The organism is Xenorhabdus stockiae (genome assembly GCF_002632825.1).
GTDB classification, from domain to species: domain Bacteria; phylum Pseudomonadota; class Gammaproteobacteria; order Enterobacterales; family Enterobacteriaceae; genus Xenorhabdus; species Xenorhabdus stockiae.
Genome location: NZ_NJAJ01000008.1, coordinates 42,974 through 69,537, shown reverse-complemented (window position 1 = coordinate 69,537; position 26,564 = coordinate 42,974). Strand labels below are relative to the sequence as shown.

Sequence of the window (26,564 nt, the reverse complement as noted above, 5' to 3'; positions counted from 1 at the left end):
TACAAGGAGCACTGTATATCCCTGTATCATCTGACGCAACACTTTTTCAGTAATCAATTATAGGAAATGCTGGTAAAACATCAGATCCAGCAGCGAAATATACTATAAAGTACCACTTTGATAAGTACGGGCGATTTCCTGTATAGCGTTAATCAGGGATTTGACACCATTAACTCGTGAGCCACTGAGTTGTTGTTTAAGGCCTGCTTGCTGAAATAGTTCGATTAATGGTGTCTGCAAGACCTGTTCCGGTGTTTTTCCTTCCACTATGGTCAGGATAAAAGCCAGCAAGCCTTTTACAATACGGCCTTCACTATCACCGTAAAAATGCAGGCGGTTCTCAGCAAGTAGTTGGTGCCCTAACCAAACCCTGTTTTCACAGCCTTTGATTTCAATTTGTTGTTGTTTCAGCTCATCGGGCAGAGCCGGTAGTTTTTTGGCAAGCCCGATAAGCTGCCGGTAGCGATCTTCCCACAATCGGCATTGCTCAAATGTTTCCATCAACTGCTGCTCTGTAATTTCGGTTCCGAATGGATGCGGAGCAACAATAGATGTTGACGGTATTCGGGTTGAAAGTGATGTCATCAGTTATTTAATCCTCAAGCAGTGACAGGGCGAATTTGACCGCACTGACTAATTTATCTGCATCTGACCTATTGTTATAAGGCATAAATGAAGCCCGTAGGCATCCGTCTATCCCTAATGCATCAAGCAGAGGCTGAGCACAGTGTTGCCCTGAGCGCAGGGAAATATTCTGTTCAGCAATAAGCATGGCCAGATCGCTATGATGTATATCGGCAATATTGAAAGCCAGCAGACTGGAACCCGTTGAGCGATAGCTGGTAAAGCTCGGTATCGCACTCAGTTGTTGCTCTGCATAATCAGTCAGGGCAACGGCATAGGATTCGGCAAGTGGAATATCGACAGTTTTTAACCAGTCGAGAGTAGCCGCGAAACCAATAACACCAGCCACGTTCGGTGTGCCTGCTTCAAAACGATAAGGAACGGCTTCTGGAGTGAAGCCGTCGAAAGAAACTTGAGTCAGCATTTTTCCGCCACCCTGCCATGGGGACATTGCATTCAGTAATGTTCCTTTGCCATACAGTGCCCCCAATCCATTCGGGCCATAGAGTTTATGAGCGGAAAAAGCATAAAAATCGATATCTGAACGCTGTACATCAACAGGTGAATGCACAATTCCCTGAGCGCCATCAACCAGTACCAGACAGTTATATTGATGAGCGAGGGAGGTGACCTGTTCCAAATCGACCGCAGCCCCGGTGACATTTGACATCTGGCTAATCGCAACCAGCCGGCTTTTTTCATTGAGCAGTGTTGCCAGCGTATCAATTTCTGGTTGGTATCGTTTTTGTTTATTTGTGCCAATCGGCCATTTTACAACTTTAGCGCCGGTCTGTTCTGCCAGAATCAGCCACGGCAGCAGGTTGGAATGATGTTCCTGCTCACTGACGATAATTTCATCACCCGCTGATAAGCGGGAACGAAAGTACCCTTGTGCAACCAGATTAATGGCTTCGCTGGTGCCTTTTGTCCAGATAATATCTTCCGGTTGTGGGGCGCTGATCAATTCAGCTACTAAAGAACGTGCCTGTTCGTAGCGCTCTGTCATTGCTTGTGCCGTTGCGTGTTGGCTGCGGTGAACTGTCGCACTGTGATTCTGGTAGTAGCATTGAGTTGCCTCAACCATACACGCGGGCTTGAGGGAAGTTGCTGCACTGTCCAGAAATACTGCCGGTTCTGGAAACTCAGAGGATGGCTGTAGGGCAGGAAACTGGCAGCGAAATTTTTCTGAATCAAAGGATTTCATAAATGATGTTAATTAGAGTCGTAAAAGAATTAATTTTCTTTAATCAGGTTGGAGGGATTTTACAGCAAAGCAGCGAAAAAAAGCACCGCAATTGCGGTGCATAAAAAAATCACTATGGACAGACAGGGTAAATGTACAGGAAGTGAAAAATAAACTGTAGCATACACTACAAAGTCTGGTTTCCCAGACAACTTGCAAACACAACATCACAACCACAAAGCCAAAAGTACCTATGTATTGCTGCAAATTTGTATCACTCCAAATTTGCCCGCGACAGAGCTACTTTTCGTTCCGGCTTAGGAAGTGCGCACACTATAGGGATTTGCTGGTATATCATCAATGGACAAATTATAATGCTTCGGATTACAAAAACTAATACCTGAGAGAAAAGAGTTACCGGTATCGTAACCACTATATAAGAAACCAACATGTCCAAACGTTTACCACCACTCAATGCGTTACGAGTTTTTGATGCTGCTGCACGTCATTTAAGTTTTACTAAAGCGGCAGAAGAATTATTTGTTACTCAGGCTGCTGTCAGTCATCAGATGAAAAGTCTGGAGGATTTTCTGGGGCTGAAACTTTTTCGTCGTCGCAACCGCTCTTTGTTGCTGACGGAAGAGGGGCAAAGTTATTATCTGGATATTAAAGAAATATTCACCGCCATTAATGAAGCGACCCGGAAACTTCAGGCCCGTAGTGCCAAAGGTGCACTCACGGTCAGCCTTTCTCCCAGTTTTGCTATTCAGTGGCTGGTGCCACGGCTTTCTGGTTTTAATCAGAGCTTTCCGGGGATTGATGTGCGGATTCAGGCCGTGGATCGGGAAGAAGATAAACTGGCAGATGATGTTGATGTCGCTATTTTCTATGGGCGGGGAAACTGGCCGGGGTTGCGGACAGACAAGCTCTATCCTGAATACTTACTGCCTGTTTGTTCACCTTCTTTATTAATGGGTGAGCGACCGCTGAAAACACCGGCAGATCTTGTTAATCATACTTTGTTGCATGATTCTTCCCGCCGCGACTGGCAGGCCTACGTTCGCCAGCTTGATATGCAGCAGTTGATCAATGTCCAGCAGGGGCCGATATTCAGCCATAGTGCTATGGTGATTCAGGCTGCGGTACATGGGCAGGGCGTAGCGCTTGCCAATAATGTGATGGCGCAAAATGAAATTGATGCAGGGCGTCTGGTGTGCCCGTTTAATGATGTTCTGGTCAGCAAGAATGCATTTTATTTGGTTTGTCAGGATAATCAGGCAGAATTGGGCAAGATTGCAGCTTTTCGTAAATGGGTACTTACACAAGCTGCGAGCGAACAGGAAAGACTTGGCTTTATTACAAGCGAATGACATTAACGAATGAGAGCAGGAGCAGCGCAATGAATAGCCGTGCAATGCTTGTTTTTTCCGGAATAAGTGGCTTCTTCTACGTGGCCTTTGGAGCGATGGGAGCTCATCTTCTGGCATCGGTGCTGACACCGAAGCAAATAGAGTGGATTCATACCGGCCTGCAATATCAGGGGTTACATACATTGGCATTGATGGCGCTGGCGGCTGTACTGATAAGGCAACCCGTGATGTTATTTAGCCGGGCAGGAATATTTTTTGTAGCCGGGATCATCCTGTTTAGTGGCAGTCTTTATTGTCTGGCCTTTTTACCGCTAAAATTTTTGGTTTATCTGACACCAATTGGTGGGTTCAGTTTTCTCATCGGTTGGTTATGTGTATTAATTGGCGCTCTGCGTCTAAGGAAATCGGCGCTTAGCCATGAATAAAGTTGCTTTATATTGCCGCCCCGGGTTTGAAAAAGAGTGCGCGGCAGAAATTACGCATAAAGCCGGGCAGAAAGAAATCTACGGTTTTGCCCGCGTGAAAGAAAACAGCGGTTATGTGCTGTTCGAGTGTTATCAGCATGATGATGCCGATCGCCTGATCCGTGAAATCCCATTCCGTGAGTTCATTTTTGCCCGCCAGATGCTGGTTGTGGGTGAATTGCTGAAAGATTTACCTCAGGAAGATCGTATCACGCCTATCATTGGCATGCTGAGCGGTGTTATTGAACGTGCAGGTGAATTGCGCGTAGAAGTACCGGATACCAATGAAAGTAAGGAATTGATGAAATTCTGCCGTAAATTTACAGTTCCTTTGCGTAATGCGATGAGACAAGAAAAGCTCCTGCTGGCAAAAGAAAATCCCGGTCGTCCGGTCATTCATGTCTTTTTCATTGCCCCAGGATGTTGTTATGTAGGGTATTCTTACAGTAATAATAACTCGCGTTTTTACATGGGTATCCCGCGTCTGAAATTCCCGTCAGATGCACCAAGCCGTTCGACGCTGAAATTGGAAGAAGCTTTCCATATGTTTATCCCTTATGACGAATGGGAAGAGCGTCTTGATAGTGGTTTGTATGCTGTGGATCTGGGAGCCTGTCCGGGAGGCTGGACTTACCAGCTAGTGAAACGCAGCATGATCGTTCATGCCGTAGATAACGGGCCAATGGCTGAGAGCCTGATGGATACCGGTCAGGTTAAACACCATCGTGTTGATGGTTTCAAGTTTGAACCATCGGTAAAAAATATTTATTGGTTAGTCTGCGATATGGTGGAAAAACCGGCGAAAGTTGCCCAGCTTATGACTGACTGGCTGGCTAAAAGCTGGTGCCGTGAAGCAATTTTCAACCTTAAATTGCCGATGAAAAAACGTTATGAAGAAGTGGCTCATATATTGGAAAAAATTGAGATTCAATTGAAAGAAAGTGGGGTTAATGCCCAGATTCAGGCAAAACACTTATATCATGATCGTGAAGAAATCACCGTACACGTTCGTCGCATTTGGTCTGCTTATGCAATGTATCGTGATTTTTAATTGAACGCCTCCTATTTTCCGGTAGTTACCTCTTAAACAATCTGAAAATGCCCCGGTTATTTGATTTTTTACATAACCGGGGCATTTTTTATCTTTCTTTTTTCTAAATTTAAAATCACAAGAAATTTTCACCTAAGTTAACTCTTTATTTGAATTAATTTCATATATACAAAGATGTATTTTTTAATAAATAAAGAAAGATTCTTTTTTGTTAACGCAATCGTTTATTTTCAAATTAATAATTAGACATGGAAATTAAATATGTTTAATGTATAACTTAAAATGATGTATCAATCATTTTTACACAGCCAGAAACTGACGTTATTTTATCCAAGAGTTTTGCTTCTAATAACTTGCTTAGGAAGAATAATAAACTTATATACCCGCTATTATAGAAATTGCGGGGCATAAACTATGAGTCTTTTTTTACAGGAGATTTATATGACCTCAAAGAAAAAATATACCTATACGGGGTTATCCGACTCTAACTCTCACTCTGTACAGGATGTGACATCACTATTATCAGCCTACGTTCCAAACTCTGATCTAAATATCCGCGTTATTCATAAGCCTTTAGGGGATAAGGCCCCAGATGAGCTTTTGCGGACCAACTTCCATTGGGGGAATAATAAAGTCGGCTCTTCCGGCACATTAGAATTAACCTATCATTTTTTAAAAACAGCACCTTCTATTATGCCTAGGTTTGATATTTCAGACTTCCGGGCTTTTAATTCGGAACAAAAAGAAGCCGCCAGACTTTCATTACAATCTTGGTCTGATGTTGCCAATATAAAATTTACGGAAGTCAGCAAACTTTCCGATGCTAATATCACTTTTGGTTTCTTTGATTATAGTACGAATGGCGATTATGCCTTTGCCACTTTACCAAGAGGACAAAATACAACGTATTCTTGGTACAACGCGCAAAACCATACTTTCAAAACGAATGATATCGGTGTAAATGGCTACGGACGACAGACGTTTGTTCATGAAATCGGGCATACTCTGGGTCTGGAACATCCTGCTGATTATGATGCCTCTGACGCAGTAAGACCAACTTATCCTAATGTCGGCCAATATTTCGAAGATAGCCGTGCTTATACCGTAATGAGTTATTTCAGTGAGAAATTCACAGGTCAGGATTTTCAGGGGAATTACTCATCAGCGCCATTATTGAATGATATTACTGCTATTCAGGCTCTGTACGGTGCCAATATGGAAACCCGTAAAGGTGATACCGTATATGGCTTCAACTCCAATACCGACCGCGATTTTATGACAGCAACAGATGCTGACAGCGAACTGCTGTTCAGTGTTTGGGATGCGGGCGGGGAAGATACATTTGATTTCTCCGGTTTTACCCAGAATCAGCGTATTAATCTGAATGAAGGCGCATTCTCTGATGTGGGCGGCCTGAAAGGTAATGTTTCGATTGCACGCGGCGTGGTGATTGAGAATGCGATTGGTGGCAGTGGTGACGACATCATCGTCGGCAACAGCGCAGATAATATCCTGAAAGGTGGTGCAGGCAATGATGTCATTTATGGCGGTCTGGGCGCTGATCATCTTTGGGGCGGTTCAGGCAAGGATACTTTTGTCTATCTGGATGGCAAAGAGTCACTGAAAAGTAACCCGGACTGGATCCACGATTTTGTCTCAGGTGAAGACAAAATCGACCTGTCGCAATTTAACTTCGGAAGCAAAGGCGATCTCAAGTTTGTTAACTCATTCTCAGGTAAAGCAGGTGAAGTCTTACTGAATTATAACGAGTTAACGGATGTAACAGATATGTCTATCAGTCTCGGAGGAGAATTAGCTGGAAATGATTTTCTGGTGAAAATTATTGGTCAGCCATCGCCTGAAATGGATTTCATCGTTTAATCGGATAGGCTGCTGTCTCTTTTGAGGCAGCAGCCATTTATAGGGTGAGCTGTGATACAACAACATCTGGTTTCCTTCAATATCAATAGGCTGTCTAATTCATTGAAGTTTTTCACTCTATCGATAACGGTATCTTTATTTTTCATTGGAGGATGTATGGCAAGTAGTTTGAATCTCCCTGAACCGACTGAACTGACAGGCATCTGGCAGGTTACGGATAAACATCAGGTATGCAGTATCGAACTGACTGATGTGCGTTTACCGGAAGGTTCTATTTGGGCACTGAAAAGTGACGACTGTCTGACAAAAATGATAGGAAACCCGGTAGCAGGCTGGCGTGCGGCACCTGATGGTATCACTCTGACGGATGCAACGGGTTATGGTCTAGCTTTTTTTAGTCAGGGTTCTGAAGAGTGGGTCGCTTATCTTGTCGATGGCCGAGAGCTGGTTATGACATTAAAAAGTAAAGAATAAACAAAATTAAGAAAACAATATCCCCAGTGCTTTTCAATAAAGTGTTTTTCGAGAAACTGAAATTTGCTGGGGATAGTGAAAACAAGACAAAGATAAGAACATAAATAAGCGACTTTCTTTTGATAATGAAGTCTTCTGATAATGAAGGGATTTCTGTGAAATTACGCCATTCAAAAGGTGAAATGACGGATATTATCCGTGCACGCAGCAAAGTATTCTGGACAATCGGTTTATTTACAGCATTTATTAACTTACTGATGCTGGTTCCCTCCATTTATATGCTTCAGATATATGATCGAGTTCTGCCGTCCAGTAACACAATGACTTTGCTGATGTTAACGCTGATTACGCTGGGCATGTACGCCATCATCGGTGGACTGGAATATATTCGGAGTCAGGTTGTTATCCGTATCGGCAGTCAGTTTGATATGTGCCTGAATCAGCGCGTGTATACCGCATCGTATGAATCTAATCTGAAAAATGGTTCGACAGATGCGGGACAAATGCTGAATGACTTATCGACTATTCGCCAGTTTCTGACGGGAAGCGCACTGTTTGCTTTTTTTGATGCTCCCTGGTTTCCGGTTTATTTGGGCGTTATTTTTCTGTTCAGCCCCTATTTAGGATTATTGGCACTGGTTGGAGCGCTTATCCTGATTGCGCTGGCTGTTCTGAATCAGTGGTTATCTCATTCTCCTCTGGCACAGGCCAGTCATCTTTCCCTGCGTTCGGCTAATCTTGCCAGTACCAATTTACGCAATGCAGAAGTCATTGAAGCATTAGGCATGTTACCGGCACTGCGCCGACGCTGGTTCAGCCTGCATGAACGTTTCCTTAACTTTCAGCGTATCGCCAGTGAAAGGTCTGCATCGATTACAGCCATCACAAAAACAGTGCGCATGGCATTACAGTCCTTGATCCTTGGTTTAGGGGGCTGGCTGGCAATTGAAGGCAATATCACGCCCGGTATGATGATTGCCGGCTCAATCCTGATGGGGCGGGCGTTGTCTCCGATTGAACAGTTAATACAGGCATGGAAAAGCTGGAACGCTGCCCGTCTGTCATGGCAGAGGCTGGATAATTTGCTGAAAGCACAGCCTGAGCGGAAAAGCGGAATGACGTTACCTGCTCCTAACGGAACGCTGTTGTTAGAAAAAGTGTTTGCTTCTCCGCCCGGAAAAATTAAAGCCGCTAAATCCACTGAAAAGAATAAGCCTGTTTTGCAGGATATCAGCTTTTCCCTTGAAGCCGGAGATATCCTCGGTGTTATTGGACCCAGCGCATCAGGAAAATCCACTCTGGCACGCTTGCTGGTTGGTGTCTGGCAAGCTCAGGAAGGTGTGGTGCGGCTTGATGGTGCCGATATTTACCAGTGGAACAAGGATGAGCTGGGTTCTCACATCGGTTATTTACCACAGGATATTGAATTATTTGCCGGAACGATTGCGGAGAATATTGCCCGTTTTAATGATATTGATGCGGAAAAAGTCATCTCAGCGGCTGAGAAGGCTGGTGTACATGACCTAGTGCTCAATCTTGAACAGGGTTATGACACGCTGATTGGTGCCGGAGGTATGGGATTATCCGGCGGACAGAAACAGCGGATCGGGTTGGCTCGGGCGCTTTATGGTAATCCATCGTTGGTTGTGTTGGATGAACCTAATTCCAATCTGGATGATATCGGGGAAAAAGCACTGAGCCGAGCGATTAACCAATTACGTCAACAGGGAAAAACGGTAGTGGTAATTACCCATCGTCCGGCACTGCTCTCCCAAACAAATAAAGTTTTGCTGTTAGTACAGGGAAAAACGAAACTATTTGGCCCATCTCAGCAGGTTATGGCGGCATTGGCACAGTCCGCATCAGTACAGACAACACCTGTACAGGCGAAACGTGCCGATAATATGAATTTGTCTGGGAGCTAAAATGTCCGAACAGACCAACATAAAACAGACTCAACATGATGAACCCGCATTACTGCCGCTGGATGCAAGTCGTTATCTGCGATTGGGCTGGCTGGTTATTGGTATTGGCATTCTGGGGTTTTTAATATGGGCGGCATTTGCTCCGCTCGATAAGGGTGTCGCTTCTTCCGGCATGGTCGTGGTGGATGGTAACCGTAAGACTGTTCAATCCCCGACTAATGGCATCATCAGGCAGATTTTAGTGGCAGAAGGAGAACATGTCAGAGCTGGTCAGATATTGATTCAGCTCAGTCAGGTTCAGGTTAATGCCCAGATTGATTCTCTGAAACAGCAGTGGCATACCATGCTGGCAACGGAAGCGCGTTTACTGGCTGAGCAGCAGGGTGCAGATGAATTGGTTTTTCCAGAGTCTTTACAGGCCCAGTCTTCAGAGCCACGGATTGACAATATTCTGGCGTTACAAAAACAACTTTTTCTTTCCCGGCGAGAGATACTGAAAAGTGACTTAGCGGGAATGAAACAGTCAGAAGAGGGTGTGATTGTTCAGATCAAAGGATTGCGGGAGGCAATGGCAAATAAACAGCAGCAGAAGGCTTCACTTAAAGAACAAATCACAAACCTGCGACCACTGACAGAAGAAGGCTATTTTCCCCGCAACCGTTATCTGGAATTACAGCGCAACCAGATTGAGTTAAGCGGCAGTATGGCTGAGATGGCAGGACGGATCGGGCTGCTTGAAAAGCAACAGCAGGAAACGCAACAGCGGATTATTCAGCGACAGGCGGATTATCAGCGTGAAGTTCGTAGTCAGCTTGCTGATGTACAGGTTCAGGCTAATGAACTGCACAATAAACTGGAAACTGCGCAGTTTGATTTATCCCATACCTCGATTGCGGCTCCTGTTGAGGGGACGGTAGTCGGACTGAAGGTTTTTACTCAGGGAGGCGTTGTTACATCAGGGGAAAAATTGATGGAGATCCTGCCTGAACAGCGTGCACTGGAAGTTGAAGCCCGCCTGATGGTACATCTGATTGATAAAGTTGAGATCGGTCAGAACGTTGACCTGATGTTCACGGCGTTAAACCAGAACCGTACACCTAAAGTGACTGGGAAATTGTTGGTTATTTCCGCCGATCGTTTAGTGGATGATGTGACCCGAGAATCCTATTACCAGATCCGAATACGGGTGACTCCAGAAGGTATGGCGAAGCTGACGGATTTACACATCAAACCCGGAATGCCGGTTGAGGTTTTTGTAAAAACAGGGTCACGCTCATTGCTGAGTTATTTATTCAAACCGCTGGTGGACAGAGCATCAACATCGCTGATCGAGGAGTAGTGGAAATGTTAAGGCATCATCAAACTACAGGGAAAAATACAAGGAAACGTTTTGTGCTCCTGTCGTTATTTTTAATCACTGCTCCCGCAATATTGCATTCAGCTTCGGTCAGGGCACTTTCCCTGACGGAAGCTTATGCTCTGGCGTTACATCATGATCCAACGTTTCAGGCCGCGATAAAAGAGCAGGAAGCCGGGCAGGAAGAGAAAGCGCTCGGGCGGGCAGAGTTATTACCTAAGTTATCCATTAGCTATCAGAATGCCCCAAAGAACTGGCAGCAGATGGAATCCAGTTCTCCGAATACAAGGGGGCATCAGGTTAAAGAGCGTTTTGATCGGCAGTATGACAGCTACAGCGGCGTACTGCTCCTGACTCAGCCATTGCTCGATATCGAAGCCTGGTCACGTTATCAGACCCGTAAGGCTTATGCGCTGATGAGTGATGCCCGTTTTCGGGCTGACAGCCAGCTATTGGCTGTCAGAGTCGTGAATAGCTATGTTGCTGTCGCGTATGAGCAGGACAGGCTGGCGCAGATAGTGCAGCGGCGTATGGCCTATGAAAAGCAGTTGGAACTCAATCAGAAATTATTCACTTCCGGTGAAGGAACCCGCACGGATATAGCAGAAACTCAGGCCCGTTACAGTCAGGTTCAGGCGGATGAGTTGACTGTGCGGGATGAGCTGGATGCGGCAATTCGTGACTTACAGCTATTAGTAGGAACGCCATTACCGACCGATATCCCTGTGACTCGTTTATCGAATGTTGAGCATTTCAATACCATAAATCTGATGTTTGAACGCTATGCCGATTGGGAACAGGCTGCATTGCGTCAAAATCCTCAATTAGCGGTCGCTCGCCAGAAAATTGATGTGGCATATCAGGATATTAAACGTAGTCAGGCAGGATATTTGCCGAAACTGGAATTATACGCTTCTCATAGTGAAAATAAATCCGGTACTGACAACACCATCAATCAGAAATATCGTACAGATTCTATTGGCGTGCGTGTTTCCATGAATCTCTATAACGGCAATGGAACATTGGCATCTGAGCGTCAATCGGCGGCTAATTATGATAAGACCAAATATGAATTGGATGCGCAGGCAGGGGAAATCCTCAATGCACTGCGTCGCCATTATAACGGGTGTGTTAATGGGCAGAAGCGGATACGTGCTTATGAAGAAGCGGTAAAAGCCGCTGAATTGCAGGTACAGGCAACGGAAAAAAGCGTCCTGTTGGGGCAGAGGGTAAATGTGGATGTATTGAACGCAGAGCAGCAACTTTATACTGCCCGTCGTGAGCTTTCTCAGGCGAAATATGATTATATGAAAGCTTGGATTGGGCTATTGAATGAATCAGGGCAGCTAAATAGCGAACATATTCAGCTGCTTTCTCATTATTTTGGTTGAACCCTGAATTTTGGTTGAATTCGTTACCCGAATTTGATTCAGAGACGGTTCAGCCTGAGTTGTTGCAAGTTACCATGCAGAGATAAATCGGTTTTTAACGAAGCAACTTCACGGCAGATATAGGCCATTTCTTTGTCAGACGCCAATTTATTACGCCATTTCTCCGGTTGAGCTTCCAAATCCCGGAAGAGGTTATCTAACGAACCCGCCTGTTGCAGCAAAGTAACGGCTGTTTTGGGACCAATGCCCTGAACTCCCGGAATTTTGCTGCTGCTGATCCCCGCCAGCCCCCAGTAATCGGGTAACTGAGCAGGAGAAACTCCAAACTCCTGCTGTACAAAAGGTAAATCCAGCCAGCGTTTCTGGAAGTAATCACGGATTTGGATATTCGGAGAAAGTAGCTGGCAATAGCCTTTATCTGTCGAAACAATGGTAACCCGATGCCCTGTAGCGGCAACTTTGGTTGCCAGCGTTGCCGCTAAATCATCTGCTTCATGCCCTTCAGCATGCCAACTGGCCACCCCCAACGCATTGAATGCCTGTTTAATTTGCGGCATTTCCTGTTGTAAATCTTCCGGCATCGCCGAGCGCCCCGCTTTGTAATTGGGAAGCAACTGATGGCGCCAGCTATGGTAGCGATCATCTTCGTCAAATACGGCTACGGCATGGGTTGGAGAAGAGTGAGAGATTAGTTGCTTCAACGCATGTTCACAGGCGGCAACGCAAGGCGTTCCCTGCACAGCATGAATACGTCGGATCAAATTCAGGGCATCTACAATCAAAAGGTGTATCATAATTTCTTATTCCATCCGTGGACTTATTCCCTGGCGACTGCCTCACTGGGTTTTGATGAGGCAGGTAATCTGCCGTTATTTATCTGATGATTTTATAACATGGCTCATAAGCTGTGCCACCCGGAAGTTTCATGCGATTCTGCTTCACAAAATCTTCCAGCAGACTATCCATCCGGCGCATAATTTCAGCATCACCGTGAATCTCGAACACCCCGTGCTTTTCGATAGCCTGAATGCCGAACTCTTTCACATTGCCCGCCACGATACCAGAAAATACCCGTCTAAGTGCCGCTGCCAGTTTTTCCGTTGACTGATCCAGATGTAAATCCAGATTCGCCATGTTTTCATGGTTAGGGTCAAAAGGATGCTGCAAATCATGAGGGATTTTCATTGCCCAGTTAAAACTGTAAGCATCACCGGTTGAACGGCGATTTTCCTTGACCAGTGGCATCGCAGTTTTCATCACTCTGGCCACTTCTAATGGGTCATCCACAATAATCTGGTAGTGACGGCGAGCCTGTTCACCCAGAGTGTTGACAATAAATTCATCCAGAACATGAAAATAATCGGCACTCTCTTTTGGCCCGGTTAAGACCAGAGGTAATACCTGATTTTCATTTTCCGGGTGCATCAGGATCCCCAGCAGATAAAGCAGCTCTTCTGCTGTTCCCACACCTCCGGGGAAGATGATAATACCGTGAGCAATACGAACGAAGGCTTCCAGCCTCTTTTCGATATCTGGCATGATGACCAGTTCATTAACCAGTGGGTTGGGCGGCTCAGCAGCAATAATGGAAGGTTCTGTAATACCAATAAAACGGCTATTTTTATAGCGCTGTTGCGCATGACCGACCGCAGCACCTTTCATCGGTGCTTCCATTGCACCCGCTCCACAGCCGGTACAAATATTCAGCTCCCGTAAGCCAAGCTCATTACCGACTTTACGGGCATACAGATATTCTTGTTCATTGATAGAATGCCCGCCCCAGCAGACGATCATATTCGGGTTTTCAGCAAGATGCAGTGCTTTGGCATTGCGCAGGATAGAGAAAACGGTATTGGTAATATGCATACCATTTTTCAGATTCAGCGAGTCGGCTTTTTGGGCATCGGTAATCTGCGCATGAACAAACAGAATATCCCGCAATACCGCGAATAAATTTGCCCGCAGAGAACGGATAATTTTGCCATCAACAAATGCTTCTTCCGGTGGATTGACCAGCTCCAGTTTAACTCCCCGCTCTCTACGCAGGACGTTAATATCAAAATCTTTATGTTTTGATAGTAGTTCTTTGCTGTTATCAGTCTGGCTACCAGAGTTGAGCACGGCGAGTGAGCAATTGCGGAAAAGGCGGTACAGATCACTGCTTGCTGTGCGTTTAAGGGTATCCACCTCAAGCTGAGAGAGTAAATCCATTGACCCTAACGGGCTGACATGTGTAATCAAGAATGGCTCCTTTATACCCCAATAGGGGGTTCTCAATAATGGTTCTACCTGAAATTTGTAGGGACTATACACTTCGTCTTTCAAGTTGCCTCTTTGTTGGCCGCGCTCGTTCACCCCAGTCACATAGTTATCTATGCTCCCGGGGATTTACTCGCTTGCCGCCGTGACTCATCTTGAAATCCATTGTGTATAATTGAATGTATCTGGTTTAAGTCAGCCCGTTAGGTTACCGGATGGCATACAGATGTATGCCATCGGTGTGGATTCAGTGATTACTGACGGGCTAGCCTGCCGGTTGGCGGCACAAATGAGTCATTACTGCGCCACGGATTGATATCCAACCCACCCCGGCGGGTATAACGCGCATAAACAGTGAGTTTTTCCGGCGCACATAACTGCATTAAATCGTTGAAAATACGTTCAACACACTGTTCATGGAACTCGTTGTGATGACGGAAGGAAACCAGATAACGCAATAATTTTTCCTGATCGATTTTCGGGCCTTTATAGCGAATTTGTACTGAACCCCAATCAGGCTGGTTTGTGATCAGACAATTTGATTTTAATAGATGGCTGACCAAAACTTCATCAACAACAGGCCCTGTCGCTGCCCCATTAAGATAATCGCGATTGAATTGATAATCATCAATTTCAATATCCTGATTATCAATACATTTACCTTCAAAATCGGCAATTGGCTGTTGATTGAAATCATGCAGAGGATATAAAACAACGTCAATCTCACCGTTGGCACAGGCAGACAAGTCCCGTTGCAGCGTTTGCTGGACGGTCTCCCAATCCGCGAAGCGGGTTTGGTTAAAGCTATTCAGATAGAGCTTGAAACTTTTTGACTCGATAAGATTTTCACTGGCAGCGTTCAGACTGACATGCCCGATGGCAACCTGAGGAACACCCCGCGAATTGAGCCATGACAGTTCGTACATTGTCCAGATGTCTGCGCCGTAAAACGGCAGATTATCAGGATACAATCCAAGTGGCTCACGGTTCATACTGCGGGGAACGGCCTGTAGTAATGCAGGTTCATAGGTATCACAGTAGGAAGTTGGTTTGCCGAGAGTAAGTTGGGAGAGTGCCTGATTATCTTGATACAAAGACATAAGATTCCTCAAAGGTAATATACCCTGCATTTAAGAGCGATAGGGCGGAGGTTATTGTTTTGAATACAAGCAGTAGTGTATCAAGGAATATTGATAATTCGTATTTTTATTGCGCATTTTCAAGAAACTCAGCCCGATAATTGCCATCTAAATCAGAACAGATTCTTAAACGGGCTGAATTATTCATCCCGTGGGATATAATTAGATAACTAATATAGAGTATTCGCTTTTATTTGGAAGAAATTAACTTCTCTAATAATGGCGATCTGAACAGATTGTGCGGATCAAATTTCTGTAAGGTATTAATTGCCGAATGCCAATTATTATCAGCGGGTAATCCATCCGTAAATGAGGCCGGGATTTTTTTGGTCAGTATATACTCATTAGCCCATGCACCCTCTTTGCTGTATCCCCAGCCTTTACTCCATTCAACACGAATAGACGCGTAAGTGTCATCAAATTCTTTAAACATCCATGCTTCAAGCCTGTTATAAAATTCAGCAGAATAATGGGTATCTGGATGGGTTAACACATCGAGCCAAATAGCGACATCCCACTCTGGACGATCCTGACGTGGGCGAATAGCCGATAGACTCGGTACTACAGCATTTTCCTGCACCACTTCAGAAGGTTCATCCAGTGTTGTAACCCGGATCTCAATGGGTCCGTTGACAGGGAATTTACCCTGATTCTGGTATTCCTGCATTAAGGATTGCCATTGGGAATAAAAGAGATGGAGAACTTTTTGAATATTGCTGCGGCTGGTTAATATGGCATAACCATTTGCAGTAACACGTAATGTTGTTGGTTTAACATATAACAGTAAATTTTTGCTCCAGCCCCAGATATCATTTCCAGTAGCTAAAAAATAACCTAGCATGACTGCGTACTGAAGATGGGAAAATATAGGAGTGAGGTTCGGATTATCATGGGTTATCTGTTTAATGAGTTGAGATATTTGAACAGGGATATTATCAGAAAATGGATAGTTGTACGGTTGGGTCACTTCAATACTGGAAGTAGGCTTTTTCGGTGCAATACTCCATACTTTTAACCAAGGGTTAGCAGTGAATGGGAATAAAATAGCTTCAGCACGCCCACTTTTATCCAGAAAGTGACTAAAAGTTTTTTTATTTTTTTTATCTTGAGAAAGTGCAAATAGTTCTGTCGCCGGAATATCAGTAATACTTTCACACCGAAGACGCTGGTTTTTACCAGCCTGAAGCTCAGCATATAAAATCAGGGAACAGCCTAAATTCACAAGAAGAGGAGCGCACTCAGGGTCATTGCGCTTAAAGTTCCTGATAATATATTGTTCGCTTTTTTCATCCCAAACGACGGCAGACAGAGATAGGACAGAGTTACTGATTGAGCCATAGTTATGGCCGGGTTGCGTTTCTTCATTCAGCGCTTTAACACTTGTTCCATGCCCACCGATTGCCAGTACTCCGCCGAGAGTTAAATCACCGGGTGCCGGAGTTGCGGTAAAACCAACCCCTTGCTCTTCCATTTTTGTCATGAGTGTTTCCATTAATACACCAGCCTGCGCAGTGACAATGGCATAATCAGGAAGATGTTTAATGCTTACTTGATTAAAGTGCTGCCTAAGATCCATGAGCATGACTTGATGACTATTTTGTTCCTGAGCTGAAATAATCAAAGGCGACCAGTTATGTGACTCTCCCACCACTCTCAGTTTATAATTTTTTTTCCACGCCCAATTAACAATTAAAATAATTTCTTTGTCTGATTTAGGGATACAGCATGGAATATGATTCGAATAAATTTCTTCTGACCAGTTAATGAATTCTCTATATATCAATTTTACGTCTTTAGGGAAATCAGTTAATGTCAGGTTTGTTTTTTTATTCTTATTTTCTTTATTTAATTTATTTGGATTTTTATTTTTTATGTTCATTATGTTATTACCTTGTAGGATATAAATAAAATCACTATTTTGAATCCACATTTATAATGTGGATGGCAAGAGGTATTATTTTTTATATTAATGCTATTTTTGTTTTAACTTGTGACTTATTAGCGATGGTTTTATTCATCCCTTGGCTATAAATTCAGGCCAAGTACACGGCATAATATTACTTGAAGGGAGATGATTCTCTTTACTGTTATAAATAGTGTAGAGCCTGATACCATTATTTTATGGAAGTGATGACACTATTTTTATACACAATGGATTTCAAGATGCGTCGCGGCAGCAAGCGAGTAAATCCCCAGGAGCATAGATAACTATGTGACTGGGGTGAACGAGCGCAGCCAACAAAGAGGCAACTTGAAAGACGAAGTGTATAGTTGTTATTTTGCTTAAAACCGTATAGGAATACGCAGAATACGAGTAACAGACAGAAAAATGGAAGAAACAAACATATGACCTTCAATGTGACAGAAGCACTTGCTGATTTTACCCGACGCTATGTTGAATTGTGGCAGGAGGAAACCGGATTACCGCCAGCGAGTAGTGAATTATATGATGTACCGTCCCCCTGTATCGAACGTACAGGAGATGAGGTGGTGCACTGGCTTCCGAAGCCTTTTACTCCAGCGGATAAACTCAGTAAGGTAGAAAATGCACTGGATATCTGTTTGCAGAATTCTATCCACGATTATTATGTCACTCAGTTAGCGGGCGACATGTCTGCCAGTTTTGATGGATTGAGCTTCAGTTTGATTCAGGTATGGAGTGAGGATGATTTTGTCCGGCTACAGGAAAATTTGATAGGCCATCTTGTGACGCAAAAGCGCCTGAAACTCTCACCGACGGTATTTATTGGTACAACGGATTCTGACATGGGGCTGATTTCTGTATGTAATCTGACAGGTCAGGTCATACTTGAGCAATTTGGCAGTAAGGAACGAACCGTATTATCTGCTGATTTAGCCGCTTTCATTTCTGCTGCTACCCCTGTGGTATCTTCATAGGTGCAGATATCAGTTTACTTTTTTGTAAGACATATCTCACATGTGATGTGAGATATGTCTCTTAATCATCGTATCAATACCTCTGATAAATATTATTTTTATTTTATATCAATAATATGCAAATTATTATCAAGATATCTTTTTGGTGAAATGCTTTTTCTGACAATTCAGGTAGCTTGTTTCAAGCCACTGAATCGACGATTATTTTGTTGTTCCGCTAGGAATCACAGCGACAAAATTATTAAGGAATTATGTCATCAGGAAGGTGACTCAAGGATGATTCGGTTCGGGCAGGACTGCCAGATACTATCAATATAATGATCTTTTAAGGAATAACAGACAGGGAAGTACTTTGTCAGGGAATGCGCAGGAAGCGATCAATTTAGCCGGATTGCTATAATAATCAAATAAGAGGGGAGATTCTGTCTCCCCTCTTATTTTGTTTTGTGGCATTTTATGCTGCCACATATTTTTCGCTGAGATTGAACAGTGATACTCTTACGATTTAATGACACAATGGCCGTTCCTGCTATTGGGGTCACAGTCAGGATAAGATAATAATCATGAGTATCGAGAAACAAATCCTCCACAAATTACAGCTCATTGAAGCCACGATGAAAACCGCTGGCTTATGGCAGAGTTACCCGCCCAAACCAGAAGCTTTCGAAAGCACAGAACCTTTTTCTATTGATACGATGGCGGCGGAAGAATGGCTCCAATGGGTACTAATTCCCAGAATGAGTGCACTGATTGAGCAAAAAGCCAGCTTACCAACATCATTTGCAATCGCTCCCTACTTTGAAGAAGTCTATAAAGAAGAGACTGAGCGCTATTTACCGTTACTTGAGCATTTGCGTGAACTGGACAACCTGTTTACACCGGATGATCTGAAGGGGAATAGTTGATAATGCTGGATATTATCTATCAGGATGAACACATTGTTGCAGTAAATAAGCCGGCGGGCTGGTTGGTTCATCGTAGTTGGCTGGCGCGTCATGAAACCGTTTTTGTTATGCAGACACTGCGTGACCAGATTGGTCAGCATGTTTTTCCTGTTCATCGGCTGGACAGGCCAACATCCGGCGTTTTGCTGATGGGGCTGTCAAGCGATGTGGCCCGAACACTCTCCCAGCAATTCGAATATCAGCAGGTGCAAAAAACGTATCATGCAGTTGTGCGTGGTTATGTCGAAGGAGAGGAGATTATCGACTACGCATTAATGGAAGAGTTGGATAAAATTGCGGATAAATTCGCTGATACGGACAGGGAAGCGCAATCCGCCATTACTCATTACCGCGCACTGGCAAAAATTGAGTGTCCGGTTGAAATAGGGCGTTATCCGACATCACGTTTCAGCCTATTGGAACTAAAACCCAAAACCGGGCGTAAGCACCAGCTACGACGACATATGTCACATATCCGTCATCCCATTATTGGGGATACCACACACGGGGATTTGCGTCAGAATCGAGGAGTTGCTAAATATTATCAGACAGGCAGATTAATGCTGCATGCAAGCCACCTTCAACTCAGGCATCCGGTAACAGGCCAGGAGTTGTTATTGACCGCCCGTTGGGATTCTTCATGGCAGCATTTGCTTGAACAATTTGGCTGGCAAGGCCTTGTACCGGAACTGGAATGTTCACATCCGGTTGCTTGTGAATTACAGCCGACAGAATAGCCGCCTGAAAAAATAAAGGTTCAACGACTAAAGCAGTATCAAACAGAATGAAGGGATCATATCTATGGCAAAGATTGGTATTTTCGTTGGTACAGTTTATGGCAATGCATTGGCTGTTGCCGAAGAAGCTCAGCAAATTCTTGAGCAGCAGGGGCATGAGGCTGAAGTATTTGAAGAGGCAACTCTGGAGCAATGGCAGGAATACTTACAGCAGGTAGTACTGGTTGTGACATCTACAACCGGACAGGGGGATTTGCCTGATAATATCCAGCCGCTTTATGCTGAATTGAATGATCAACTGGGTTATCAGCCTGATTTACGTTACGGCCTTATTGCGCTGGGCGACAGTAGTTATGACACTTTCTGTGGAGGAGGTCATATCTTTGATGCGCTGTTACAAGAGCAAGGCGCTAAGCGGATCGGTGAAATTCTGCAGATTGATGCTCTTGAGGTAGTTGAGCCGGAAGTTTTTGCTCAGGGCTGGGTTGAGGAGTGGGGAAATTTATTATAGACGCTCCCGCTCATACCGTTGATTATACCGCTTATACCCTTTATCTCTTTGCTGCCAGAAAAGGGATAAGCGGTGTATGACACTACTGATATCATTACTTGCGGGTCAGTTTTTCTAAATCTGCTTCTATTTCTGCGATCTTATTGGCAACGACATGCTCAAGGTGACGTAAGTCGTCGAGGATTTTGTGTTTCAAATCCACTTCTGCCTGTTCACGTTTACAAATCTGATCCAATTCTTCCAGCACATAACGCAGGTTGGTGTTGATCTCTTTAACTTCTTTGTAACCTTGCCCTGTATTATCGTCAGAGACAGTTTTGAGCTGGCGTGGGTATTTGAATTTAACGCTTTTGGCAAAAAATTCACCCCTATCTTTGCGAAAATAAATCTTAAGAATGTCGTTATTCGCTTCCTGACGGAGGCTATAGCGATCAATATCTTCAGGGTGAGTAATCCCTAAACTCTTCAAGTTATCGTACATAGCGCGTCACCTAGTCACCTAAATGAAATGGAAAATATCAAGAAAACAGCGGATTTATTATCCATTTCGAGTTTGTCGAAAGTCAATCAATAGTGACTATTAAGAAAATATAAAGTTTATGCAATAAGGAAATAGTTTTTAATTTCAATGGATTATGTGTTTTTCTTTTGTGGCAGATAAATTTAACTACATGTATGGTATTTTTTGGTCATGTATTCAAGGCGTTGACCTCCCTCAAACATAATATTTACGTTCAATGAAAGTGCCAATGATTTTGTCATGCATTTTAGGTGACTTTGAATAACCCAATGTTTTACGGTTCAGGTGCTTAATTCTGTTACGTAACGTTAAATTTTCACGTTCGATACGTTGAGTAAAATATTTTCCAACCAGATGGTTGGCTGAAGGCAGTAATTATAGGCACGATAATTATCCGTACACCAAAAGGCCACCTTGCATTTAGACAGTTTTTTCAATAAATTTTTCAGCGTGTTCTTGTTTCGTCTACCAAAAGCATGCGCAATGATACGTTTTAGGCGAGGCTCCCAAGCATACCATAACCAACGCTGGCACTTTTTATTCCCGACGCATGACTCCATTTCGTCAACTTCACAGATAAATTCAATTTCAACTTCCCCCAGAGGTGAAGTTGTTACACATCGTGGCTGGAGTTTTTTAAAACGCGTACGACAGCATTAATGCTGATATGCAGGGCTCTGGCTGTATTACGGATGCCGGCATTATAGATGAAGAACAACGCCTTAAATACATGACCTAGTGCATGGGGGCTGGCTAAAGCTAATACCCTGACTCTTCAATTAAATATAGGTGGAACTCTAACTGAATTGTTTGGTTTTTATGATAACCAGATATTTATTTAAAATAATATAAATCCTCCATGCAGCCTGCAAAAGCAGGCTTTTCTCTGCCAATCTTGTAAAAAAATTGGCTCATCACACAGAAGAACAAACAGAAAATCCCTTACATCCCCGCCGGAGTCACTACCAATTGCCCTGCCACGCCACGATCGGCCCATTCTAATATCTGGCTGTAATACATAAACGGGTAGTGTTCATAGGATGGCTGCATCATATTGACCAACAGCTCAGTTCTGCCATCCACCCAAACGGTATCTTTCCAGCCATAATCCTGCGGCTCCGGTTGTACCCCGTTGTGGTTGATAACTTTGAATCTGGCACCTTCGATATGAAAAGGCTGTGGAATCGAGGTTGTCACTATCCAGCGTTCCCATGCTCCCTGATGGCTGGTAATGTCGGTTCGGTTGGGATTCAGTAATACTCCATTGATACCCTGTGTTTCATCCCCTAAAACAATTTGTCGGTTGCGAATTGAGGAATCAATGCCAGTCGTATCAGTCACAAGCTGGGAAGGCAGCTCTTCTGTGACCAGAGGTAGCAACCCACCTGATTTAATCGTCAGAACATTTGTTGAACGCAATTTATTGGATGGTTCAAACAGCCCTTTCAGTCGATCAATCATGCCGGCAGATTCTCCTGCTGTGATAACAACACTGTCTGCTTTCGACATATCAATCAGCACTTCACGACGTTCTCCCGGTGCCAGTGAAAGCGTCTGAACCGCCACCGGCGCTGGCAATAACCCCTGATCAGTCGCAATCATATAGAAAGGCCGGCCATCACTGAGCTGTAACTGGAAACGGCGGGCATTGGCGGCATTTAACAGACGCAGCCTGATCCACCCTTTGGCAACTTCGATAAACGGGTTTTCCACCCCGTTAATAACCAGTGTATCCCCAAGGAATCCCTGACTGGCAGAAGCCTTGTCATAGCGTGGCGTACCAAAATTATCCAATCGTTTGTCCTGCAAAATAACCGGAAAATCATCGACGCCATAATGTCTGGGTAAAGGCAAGCGATGGGTATTTTCGTCTTCCACCAGCCACATTCCTGCTAACCCTGCATAAACCTGTTCCGCCATTCGGTGTGGTGTATTGGCGTGATACCAACATGTTGCTGCTGGCTGATCAATCGGAATGACCGGAGACCAGTTCCCATGAGCAGGGATCAGGCGTGATGCACCCCCCATCAGTGTTCCGGGTACCTGTAACCCGCTTACAGTCATTGAAACCGGCTCTGACAGGCGATTACTGTATATCAGTTTAACGTTATCCCCTTTACGGACACGAATAGTCGGCCCCAGATAGAGACCATTGATACCCGACACTGACGCCTTATTTTCCCCGTCAAAAGACCAGTTGGCTCTCTGAAGAGCTAAAAACAGGGGCTGGCCACCGCGAGATTCCAGTAAGGGGGGAACAGGTAATGCTATTTGTTGGTCTTTATCTGCCTGAACAGCAAAGGGGAGCGCTCCTAAACATACTGCTAAACCAGATGCCTGAATAAATTGGCGCCGACTCAGTGACATATTTTCTCCACGGCAGGAATGAGCGCCACGAAAAGAAAGAATAGCTTCCCAAATTGAGTGCTTATTCATATCTAATTGATTTCAAATTATATCGCGGCGGTACTACCCTTCGTCTTCCACATCATGTCTTTGCTGGACACGCGTTGAAATCCACTGGGTATAGGTATATATCTTATCGATTGCGTTTAATAAAAAACGTTAATTTATCAAGAAGCAATCATATCGCGAACAGGGGATAAATTCTAAAACTATCTTAAATTTATAGTCAGAATTCATCCCCATATCAGAAAGGAGTACTGCGTAAAAATAGCGTAAGTTATTTTAATTCAATTAACTGCGCTTGTTAAGCTCCTCAACTTCTTTATCCAGCGCTTCAATCTTGGCCTTCATCACCTGATGACAATGTTCAGCCAATTCACGAACCCGCTCTTTTGTATATTTTGTTGTATCAATCGGCGGCAGCATTTCAACAATAACCGTGCCATTATTCCAACGATTAAGCTTGATCTTGCCATGTGTTGAAGAAACACAAACCGGTACAATCGGCACTCCGGCCGCAATGGCTGCATGGAAAGCCCCCGTTTTAAACGGCATTAAACCACGACCACGACTGCGGGTACCCTCCGGAAACATCCAGACAGAAACACGGTTCTTTTTAATCTGCTCAACAACCTGTGAAATCGTCCCGTGTGCTTTTGTCCGGTTTTGTCTGTCAATCAGGATATTGCCTGTCAGCCAGTACAACTGACCAAAGAAAGGAATAAAAACCAGACTTTTTTTACCAACAGTCACCGTACGGGGCTGTACAGCGTTTGACATGGTTATCATGTCGAAATTGTTCTGGTGATTACCGATATAGATGCTTGGGCCAACTTGTGGCGCATCTTCAGGAATACGTTCAATCAGTTTGATACCGAATATTGTGTGCAGCTTGCCAAATGCACGGCCAAAGGTCATCACATGACGCGGATCCCGGGGGCTGAATAAACAGTAAATACCGCCGAATATACAGACTAGAAAGGTAAACAGAATAACAATGATCCCACGAATAATGGTTAGCATAGTTTCCTCTTGCAAGGCAGGCCAGTGTTGTACTGGCCTGCTGTCAGGGTTATTTAATTATATAAAAATGAAGTTATATTCAGTTCAATTTTGTTTCTATTTCTACACGCTCAACACGCTGTAAGCCACGCGGCAGAGCGGTTCCTTTACGGCCTCTTTCTGCCCGGAATTTCTGCAATTCCTCTGGCTGAAGCTGTAATTTTCGCTTACCGAAATAAAGCGTGATTGAAGATTTTGGCGGCAATACCAGCAACCAGCTCAATATATCTTCTCCAGAAGCCGCCTGCGCCGAGGTAATGGAAACTATTTTATTGCCCTTACCTTTTGACAGCTGTGGGAGATCAGCGACAGGAAACATCAACATGCGTCCCTCTTTGGTGATCGCCAGTAACATATCATCCTGTTCATTGCCGATCGCCAATGGTGACATGACCTTAGCGTTTTGTGGCAATGTAATCAGGGCCTTCCCTGCCCGATTCTTGGCAATTAAGTCACTAAAGGTACAGATGAAGCCATAACCCGCATCCGATGCCATCAGGAGTTTCTGATCTTCTTTCTCCATCAGCAGATGCTCAACGGATGCTCCGGCCGGTAATGCCAGTTTGCCGGTCAAAGGCTCTCCCTGTCCTCTGGCTGAAGGTAAATCCAGAGGATCAATAGAATAACTACGCCCGGTACTGTCAATAAAGACTACCGGCTGATTACTCTTACCACGCACAGCATCGCGATAACTGTCACCAGATTTGTAATTTAAACCAGTAGGATCAATATCATGCCCTTTCGCACTACGAACCCAGCCCATTTGAGACATCACAACCGTAATCGGCTCTGATGGCAGAATATCATGATCGCTCATTGCCTTCGCTTCTGAGCGCTCTTTCAGCGGAGAACGACGCTTATCACCATAGTTTTCCGCATCGGCAATAATCTCTTTTTTCAGCAGCGTGTTCAGCTTGCGCTCAGAGCCAAGGATAGCCTGAAGTTTGTCCCGCTCTTTTGCCAGTTCATCCTGCTCACCCCGGATTTTGACTTCTTCCAGTTTTGCCAGATGACGTAGTTTCAGTTCCAGAATCGCTTCTGCCTGTGTTTCTGTTAAACCAAAACGCTGCATCAACACTGGCTTTGGCTCATCTTCACTACGGATAAGATGGATCACTTCATCAATGTTGAGATAGGCTGCCAGCAAACCTTCCAGAATATGCAGTCGCTTGAGCACTTTTTCCAGACGGTGGTTAAGGCGGTTACGTACCGTTTCACGACGGAATACCAGCCATTCACTGAGAATTTCAACCAGACCTTTAACACTCGGGCGATTGTCGAGACCAATCATGTTGAGGTTAACACGATAGCTCTTTTCCAGATCGGTTGTGACAAACAGGTGGTTCATAACCTGCTCGACATCCACACGGTTAGTCCGGGGCACAATCACCAGACGCGTCGGGTTCTCGTGATCGGATTCATCCCGCAGATCATCCACCATCGGCAACTTCTTCGAACGCATCTGGCTGGCGATCTGTTCTAATACTTTCGCACCAGATACCTGATGTGGCAGAGCGGTAATGACAACGTTACCCTCTTCTTTTGACCACACGGCACGCATGCGTATCGAGCCACGACCATTTTTGTAGATCTTACGGATATCTTCTTTAGAAGTGATGATTTCCGCATCTGTCGGGTAATCCGGGCCTTTAACGTGCTCCATAACTTCATCAAGTGAAGACTCTGGTTTATCCAGTATGGAAATCAGCGCATTGGCCACTTCACGTGAGTTATGAGGCGGTATATCCGTTGCCATACCAACAGCAATACCTGTTGTGCCGTTCAGCAGGATATTAGGCAGACGCGCAGGCAGCATTTTCGGCTCCTGCAATGTACCATCAAAGTTTGGCAACCAGTCTACTGTCCCGTGCCCCAGTTCACTCAGCAGCAACTCTGCATACTTAGACAGGCGGGATTCGGTATAACGCATTGCCGCAAAAGATTTCGGATCATCCGGAGCACCCCAGTTTCCCTGACCGTCCACAAGTGGATAACGGTAAGAGAAAGGCTGTGCCATCAGCACCATCGCTTCGTAACAGGCACTATCACCATGTGGATGATATTTACCCAGTACATCACCGACAGTACGGGCAGATTTTTTGAATTTTGCACTGCTACTCAGCCCAAGCTCTGACATCGCGTAGACGATACGACGCTGCACGGGTTTTAATCCATCACCGATAAAAGGCAGCGCCCTGTCCATGATGACGTACATGGAATAATTCAGATAGGCGTTTTCAGTGAATGTGTGGAGCGGCTGACGTTCCACTCCATCGTGAGTTATTTCACTCATGTTAATAATTTCCTCAAAACCCGTCATCTTTCAAGTTACCGCTTTAGTTGGCCGCGATGCATCTTGAAATCTATC

22 protein-coding genes and 1 pseudogene are annotated in these 26,564 nt (G+C 44.5%); 12 read left to right on the top strand and 11 right to left on the bottom strand.

Translation table 11 applies throughout. From position 1 onward, the window contains the following. Positions 1-102: 102 nt before the first annotated feature. Both csdE and csdA read right to left on the bottom strand, forming a co-directional pair. Positions 103-585 carry a cysteine desulfurase sulfur acceptor subunit CsdE gene (gene csdE / locus Xsto_RS05410; RefSeq protein WP_099124318.1) on the bottom strand — a complete coding sequence of 161 codons (483 nt, stop codon included), beginning with the start codon at positions 583-585 and terminating at the stop codon, positions 103-105. A gap of 7 nt (positions 586-592) precedes the next feature. Further along, entirely contained in the window at positions 593-1,828 is a 1,236-nt protein-coding gene (csdA, locus tag Xsto_RS05405; protein ID WP_099124317.1) for a cysteine desulfurase CsdA, read from the bottom strand. A 428-nt stretch (positions 1,829-2,256) separates the two neighbouring features. Here csdA and Xsto_RS05400 point away from each other — a divergent pair, with 428 nt between their 5' ends. From Xsto_RS05400 to Xsto_RS05365, 8 genes are all read left to right on the top strand, one after another. Next, positions 2,257-3,177, top strand: a complete 921-nt coding sequence (locus Xsto_RS05400) for a transcriptional regulator GcvA (RefSeq protein WP_099108934.1) — start codon at positions 2,257-2,259, stop codon at positions 3,175-3,177. 29 nt (positions 3,178-3,206) lie between these two features. Further along, the gene (locus Xsto_RS05395; protein ID WP_099108933.1) at positions 3,207-3,602 is read left to right on the top strand and encodes a DUF423 domain-containing protein; all 396 of its coding nucleotides are present in this window, start codon (positions 3,207-3,209) and stop codon (positions 3,600-3,602) included. Next, complete coding sequence (gene rlmM, locus Xsto_RS05390) at positions 3,595-4,692, top strand: 23S rRNA (cytidine(2498)-2'-O)-methyltransferase RlmM (RefSeq protein ID WP_099108932.1); 1,098 nt, start codon at positions 3,595-3,597, stop codon at positions 4,690-4,692. The genes Xsto_RS05395 and rlmM overlap by 8 nt, the downstream gene beginning before the upstream one ends. Before the next feature lie 441 nt (positions 4,693-5,133). Then, complete coding sequence (locus Xsto_RS05385) at positions 5,134-6,573, top strand: serralysin family metalloprotease (protein ID WP_099108931.1); 1,440 nt, start codon at positions 5,134-5,136, stop codon at positions 6,571-6,573. Between the two features lie 156 nt (positions 6,574-6,729). Continuing rightward, positions 6,730-7,047, top strand: coding sequence for an AprI/Inh family metalloprotease inhibitor (locus Xsto_RS05380; protein ID WP_099108930.1), 318 nt, complete (start codon positions 6,730-6,732; stop codon positions 7,045-7,047). A 125-nt stretch (positions 7,048-7,172) separates the two neighbouring features. Continuing rightward, positions 7,173-8,972 carry a type I secretion system permease/ATPase gene (locus Xsto_RS05375; RefSeq protein ID WP_211284290.1) on the top strand — a complete coding sequence of 600 codons (1,800 nt, stop codon included), beginning with the start codon at positions 7,173-7,175 and terminating at the stop codon, positions 8,970-8,972. Between the two features lies 1 nt (position 8,973). After that, positions 8,974-10,311: an HlyD family type I secretion periplasmic adaptor subunit gene (locus Xsto_RS05370; protein WP_099124316.1), complete on the top strand. Its 1,338-nt coding sequence runs from the start codon at positions 8,974-8,976 to the stop codon at positions 10,309-10,311. 5 nt (positions 10,312-10,316) lie between these two features. Next, complete coding sequence (locus tag Xsto_RS05365; RefSeq protein ID WP_099124315.1) at positions 10,317-11,720, top strand: TolC family outer membrane protein; 1,404 nt, start codon at positions 10,317-10,319, stop codon at positions 11,718-11,720. Between the two features lie 38 nt (positions 11,721-11,758). Here the strand turns inward: Xsto_RS05365 and xni are convergent, their stop codons facing one another. From xni to Xsto_RS05345, 4 genes are all read right to left on the bottom strand, one after another. Next, the gene (gene xni, locus Xsto_RS05360) at positions 11,759-12,517 is read right to left on the bottom strand and encodes a flap endonuclease Xni (protein WP_099108927.1); all 759 of its coding nucleotides are present in this window, start codon (positions 12,515-12,517) and stop codon (positions 11,759-11,761) included. A 76-nt stretch (positions 12,518-12,593) separates the two neighbouring features. Continuing rightward, entirely contained in the window at positions 12,594-13,961 is a 1,368-nt protein-coding gene (ppnN, locus tag Xsto_RS05355) for a nucleotide 5'-monophosphate nucleosidase PpnN (protein WP_099124314.1), read from the bottom strand. Between the two features lie 272 nt (positions 13,962-14,233). Next, positions 14,234-15,079: an NADPH-dependent 7-cyano-7-deazaguanine reductase QueF gene (gene queF, locus Xsto_RS05350; RefSeq protein ID WP_099108925.1), complete on the bottom strand. Its 846-nt coding sequence runs from the start codon at positions 15,077-15,079 to the stop codon at positions 14,234-14,236. Between the two features lie 229 nt (positions 15,080-15,308). Then, positions 15,309-16,997 (bottom strand): cholesterol oxidase substrate-binding domain-containing protein, encoded by a 1,689-nt coding sequence (locus tag Xsto_RS05345; protein ID WP_099124313.1) that lies wholly within the window; start codon positions 16,995-16,997, stop codon positions 15,309-15,311. 467 nt (positions 16,998-17,464) lie between these two features. On the opposite strand from Xsto_RS05345, the gene syd reads away from it, so the two are divergent. From syd to Xsto_RS05325, 4 genes are all read left to right on the top strand, one after another. Further along, positions 17,465-18,016 carry a SecY-interacting protein gene (gene syd, locus Xsto_RS05340; RefSeq protein WP_099124312.1) on the top strand — a complete coding sequence of 184 codons (552 nt, stop codon included), beginning with the start codon at positions 17,465-17,467 and terminating at the stop codon, positions 18,014-18,016. Positions 18,017-18,579: 563 nt separating this feature from the next. Continuing rightward, positions 18,580-18,921: a YqcC family protein gene (locus tag Xsto_RS05335; protein ID WP_099124311.1), complete on the top strand. Its 342-nt coding sequence runs from the start codon at positions 18,580-18,582 to the stop codon at positions 18,919-18,921. A 2-nt stretch (positions 18,922-18,923) separates the two neighbouring features. Further along, the gene (truC, locus tag Xsto_RS05330; protein WP_099124310.1) at positions 18,924-19,697 is read left to right on the top strand and encodes a tRNA pseudouridine(65) synthase TruC; all 774 of its coding nucleotides are present in this window, start codon (positions 18,924-18,926) and stop codon (positions 19,695-19,697) included. Positions 19,698-19,761: 64 nt separating this feature from the next. Beyond that, the gene (locus Xsto_RS05325; protein WP_099108920.1) at positions 19,762-20,208 is read left to right on the top strand and encodes a flavodoxin; all 447 of its coding nucleotides are present in this window, start codon (positions 19,762-19,764) and stop codon (positions 20,206-20,208) included. Positions 20,209-20,302: 94 nt separating this feature from the next. Here Xsto_RS05325 and Xsto_RS05320 read toward each other — a convergent pair whose 3' ends face one another. The 5 genes and pseudogenes from Xsto_RS05320 to parC form a co-directional block, all read right to left on the bottom strand. After that, positions 20,303-20,689, bottom strand: coding sequence for a DUF3461 family protein (locus tag Xsto_RS05320; RefSeq protein WP_099108919.1), 387 nt, complete (start codon positions 20,687-20,689; stop codon positions 20,303-20,305). A gap of 234 nt (positions 20,690-20,923) precedes the next feature. Continuing rightward, positions 20,924-21,431 (bottom strand): annotated as a pseudogene (locus Xsto_RS05315) (IS1 family transposase); the annotation flags it as partial. Positions 21,432-21,670: 239 nt separating this feature from the next. Then, positions 21,671-23,095 carry a cell division protein FtsP gene (ftsP, locus tag Xsto_RS05310; RefSeq protein ID WP_099124309.1) on the bottom strand — a complete coding sequence of 475 codons (1,425 nt, stop codon included), beginning with the start codon at positions 23,093-23,095 and terminating at the stop codon, positions 21,671-21,673. 330 nt (positions 23,096-23,425) lie between these two features. Then, complete coding sequence (locus tag Xsto_RS05305) at positions 23,426-24,157, bottom strand: 1-acylglycerol-3-phosphate O-acyltransferase (protein ID WP_099124308.1); 732 nt, start codon at positions 24,155-24,157, stop codon at positions 23,426-23,428. 79 nt (positions 24,158-24,236) lie between these two features. Continuing rightward, on the bottom strand, positions 24,237-26,489 hold the full coding sequence (gene parC / locus Xsto_RS05300; protein ID WP_099124307.1) for a DNA topoisomerase IV subunit A: 2,253 nt from the start codon (positions 26,487-26,489) through the stop codon (positions 24,237-24,239). Between the last annotated feature and the right edge of the window lie 75 nt (positions 26,490-26,564).

Excerpts from the sequence above, each read along its gene's own strand:
- csdE (WP_099124318.1), bottom strand. The coding sequence starts at position 585 with ATGACATCACTTTCAACCCGAATACCGTCAACATCTATTGTTGCTCCG.
- Xsto_RS05345 (WP_099124313.1), bottom strand. The coding sequence starts at position 16,997 with ATGAACATAAAAAATAAAAATCCAAATAAATTAAATAAAGAAAATAAG.
- Xsto_RS05385 (WP_099108931.1), top strand. The coding sequence starts at position 5,134 with ATGACCTCAAAGAAAAAATATACCTATACGGGGTTATCCGACTCTAAC.
- Xsto_RS05370 (WP_099124316.1), top strand. The coding sequence starts at position 8,974 with ATGTCCGAACAGACCAACATAAAACAGACTCAACATGATGAACCCGCA.
- Xsto_RS05395 (WP_099108933.1), top strand. The coding sequence starts at position 3,207 with ATGAATAGCCGTGCAATGCTTGTTTTTTCCGGAATAAGTGGCTTCTTC.
- ftsP (WP_099124309.1), bottom strand. The coding sequence starts at position 23,095 with ATGTCACTGAGTCGGCGCCAATTTATTCAGGCATCTGGTTTAGCAGTA.
- rlmM (WP_099108932.1), top strand. The coding sequence starts at position 3,595 with ATGAATAAAGTTGCTTTATATTGCCGCCCCGGGTTTGAAAAAGAGTGC.
- truC (WP_099124310.1), top strand. The coding sequence starts at position 18,924 with ATGCTGGATATTATCTATCAGGATGAACACATTGTTGCAGTAAATAAG.
- Xsto_RS05400 (WP_099108934.1), top strand. The coding sequence starts at position 2,257 with ATGTCCAAACGTTTACCACCACTCAATGCGTTACGAGTTTTTGATGCT.
- Xsto_RS05335 (WP_099124311.1), top strand. The coding sequence starts at position 18,580 with ATGAGTATCGAGAAACAAATCCTCCACAAATTACAGCTCATTGAAGCC.
- parC (WP_099124307.1), bottom strand. The coding sequence starts at position 26,489 with ATGAGTGAAATAACTCACGATGGAGTGGAACGTCAGCCGCTCCACACA.
- Xsto_RS05380 (WP_099108930.1), top strand. The coding sequence starts at position 6,730 with ATGGCAAGTAGTTTGAATCTCCCTGAACCGACTGAACTGACAGGCATC.
- Xsto_RS05365 (WP_099124315.1), top strand. The coding sequence starts at position 10,317 with ATGTTAAGGCATCATCAAACTACAGGGAAAAATACAAGGAAACGTTTT.
- queF (WP_099108925.1), bottom strand. The coding sequence starts at position 15,079 with ATGTCTTTGTATCAAGATAATCAGGCACTCTCCCAACTTACTCTCGGC.
- syd (WP_099124312.1), top strand. The coding sequence starts at position 17,465 with ATGACCTTCAATGTGACAGAAGCACTTGCTGATTTTACCCGACGCTAT.
- Xsto_RS05320 (WP_099108919.1), bottom strand. The coding sequence starts at position 20,689 with ATGTACGATAACTTGAAGAGTTTAGGGATTACTCACCCTGAAGATATT.
- Xsto_RS05325 (WP_099108920.1), top strand. The coding sequence starts at position 19,762 with ATGGCAAAGATTGGTATTTTCGTTGGTACAGTTTATGGCAATGCATTG.
- csdA (WP_099124317.1), bottom strand. The coding sequence starts at position 1,828 with ATGAAATCCTTTGATTCAGAAAAATTTCGCTGCCAGTTTCCTGCCCTA.
- Xsto_RS05305 (WP_099124308.1), bottom strand. The coding sequence starts at position 24,157 with ATGCTAACCATTATTCGTGGGATCATTGTTATTCTGTTTACCTTTCTA.
- Xsto_RS05375 (WP_211284290.1), top strand. The coding sequence starts at position 7,173 with ATGAAGTCTTCTGATAATGAAGGGATTTCTGTGAAATTACGCCATTCA.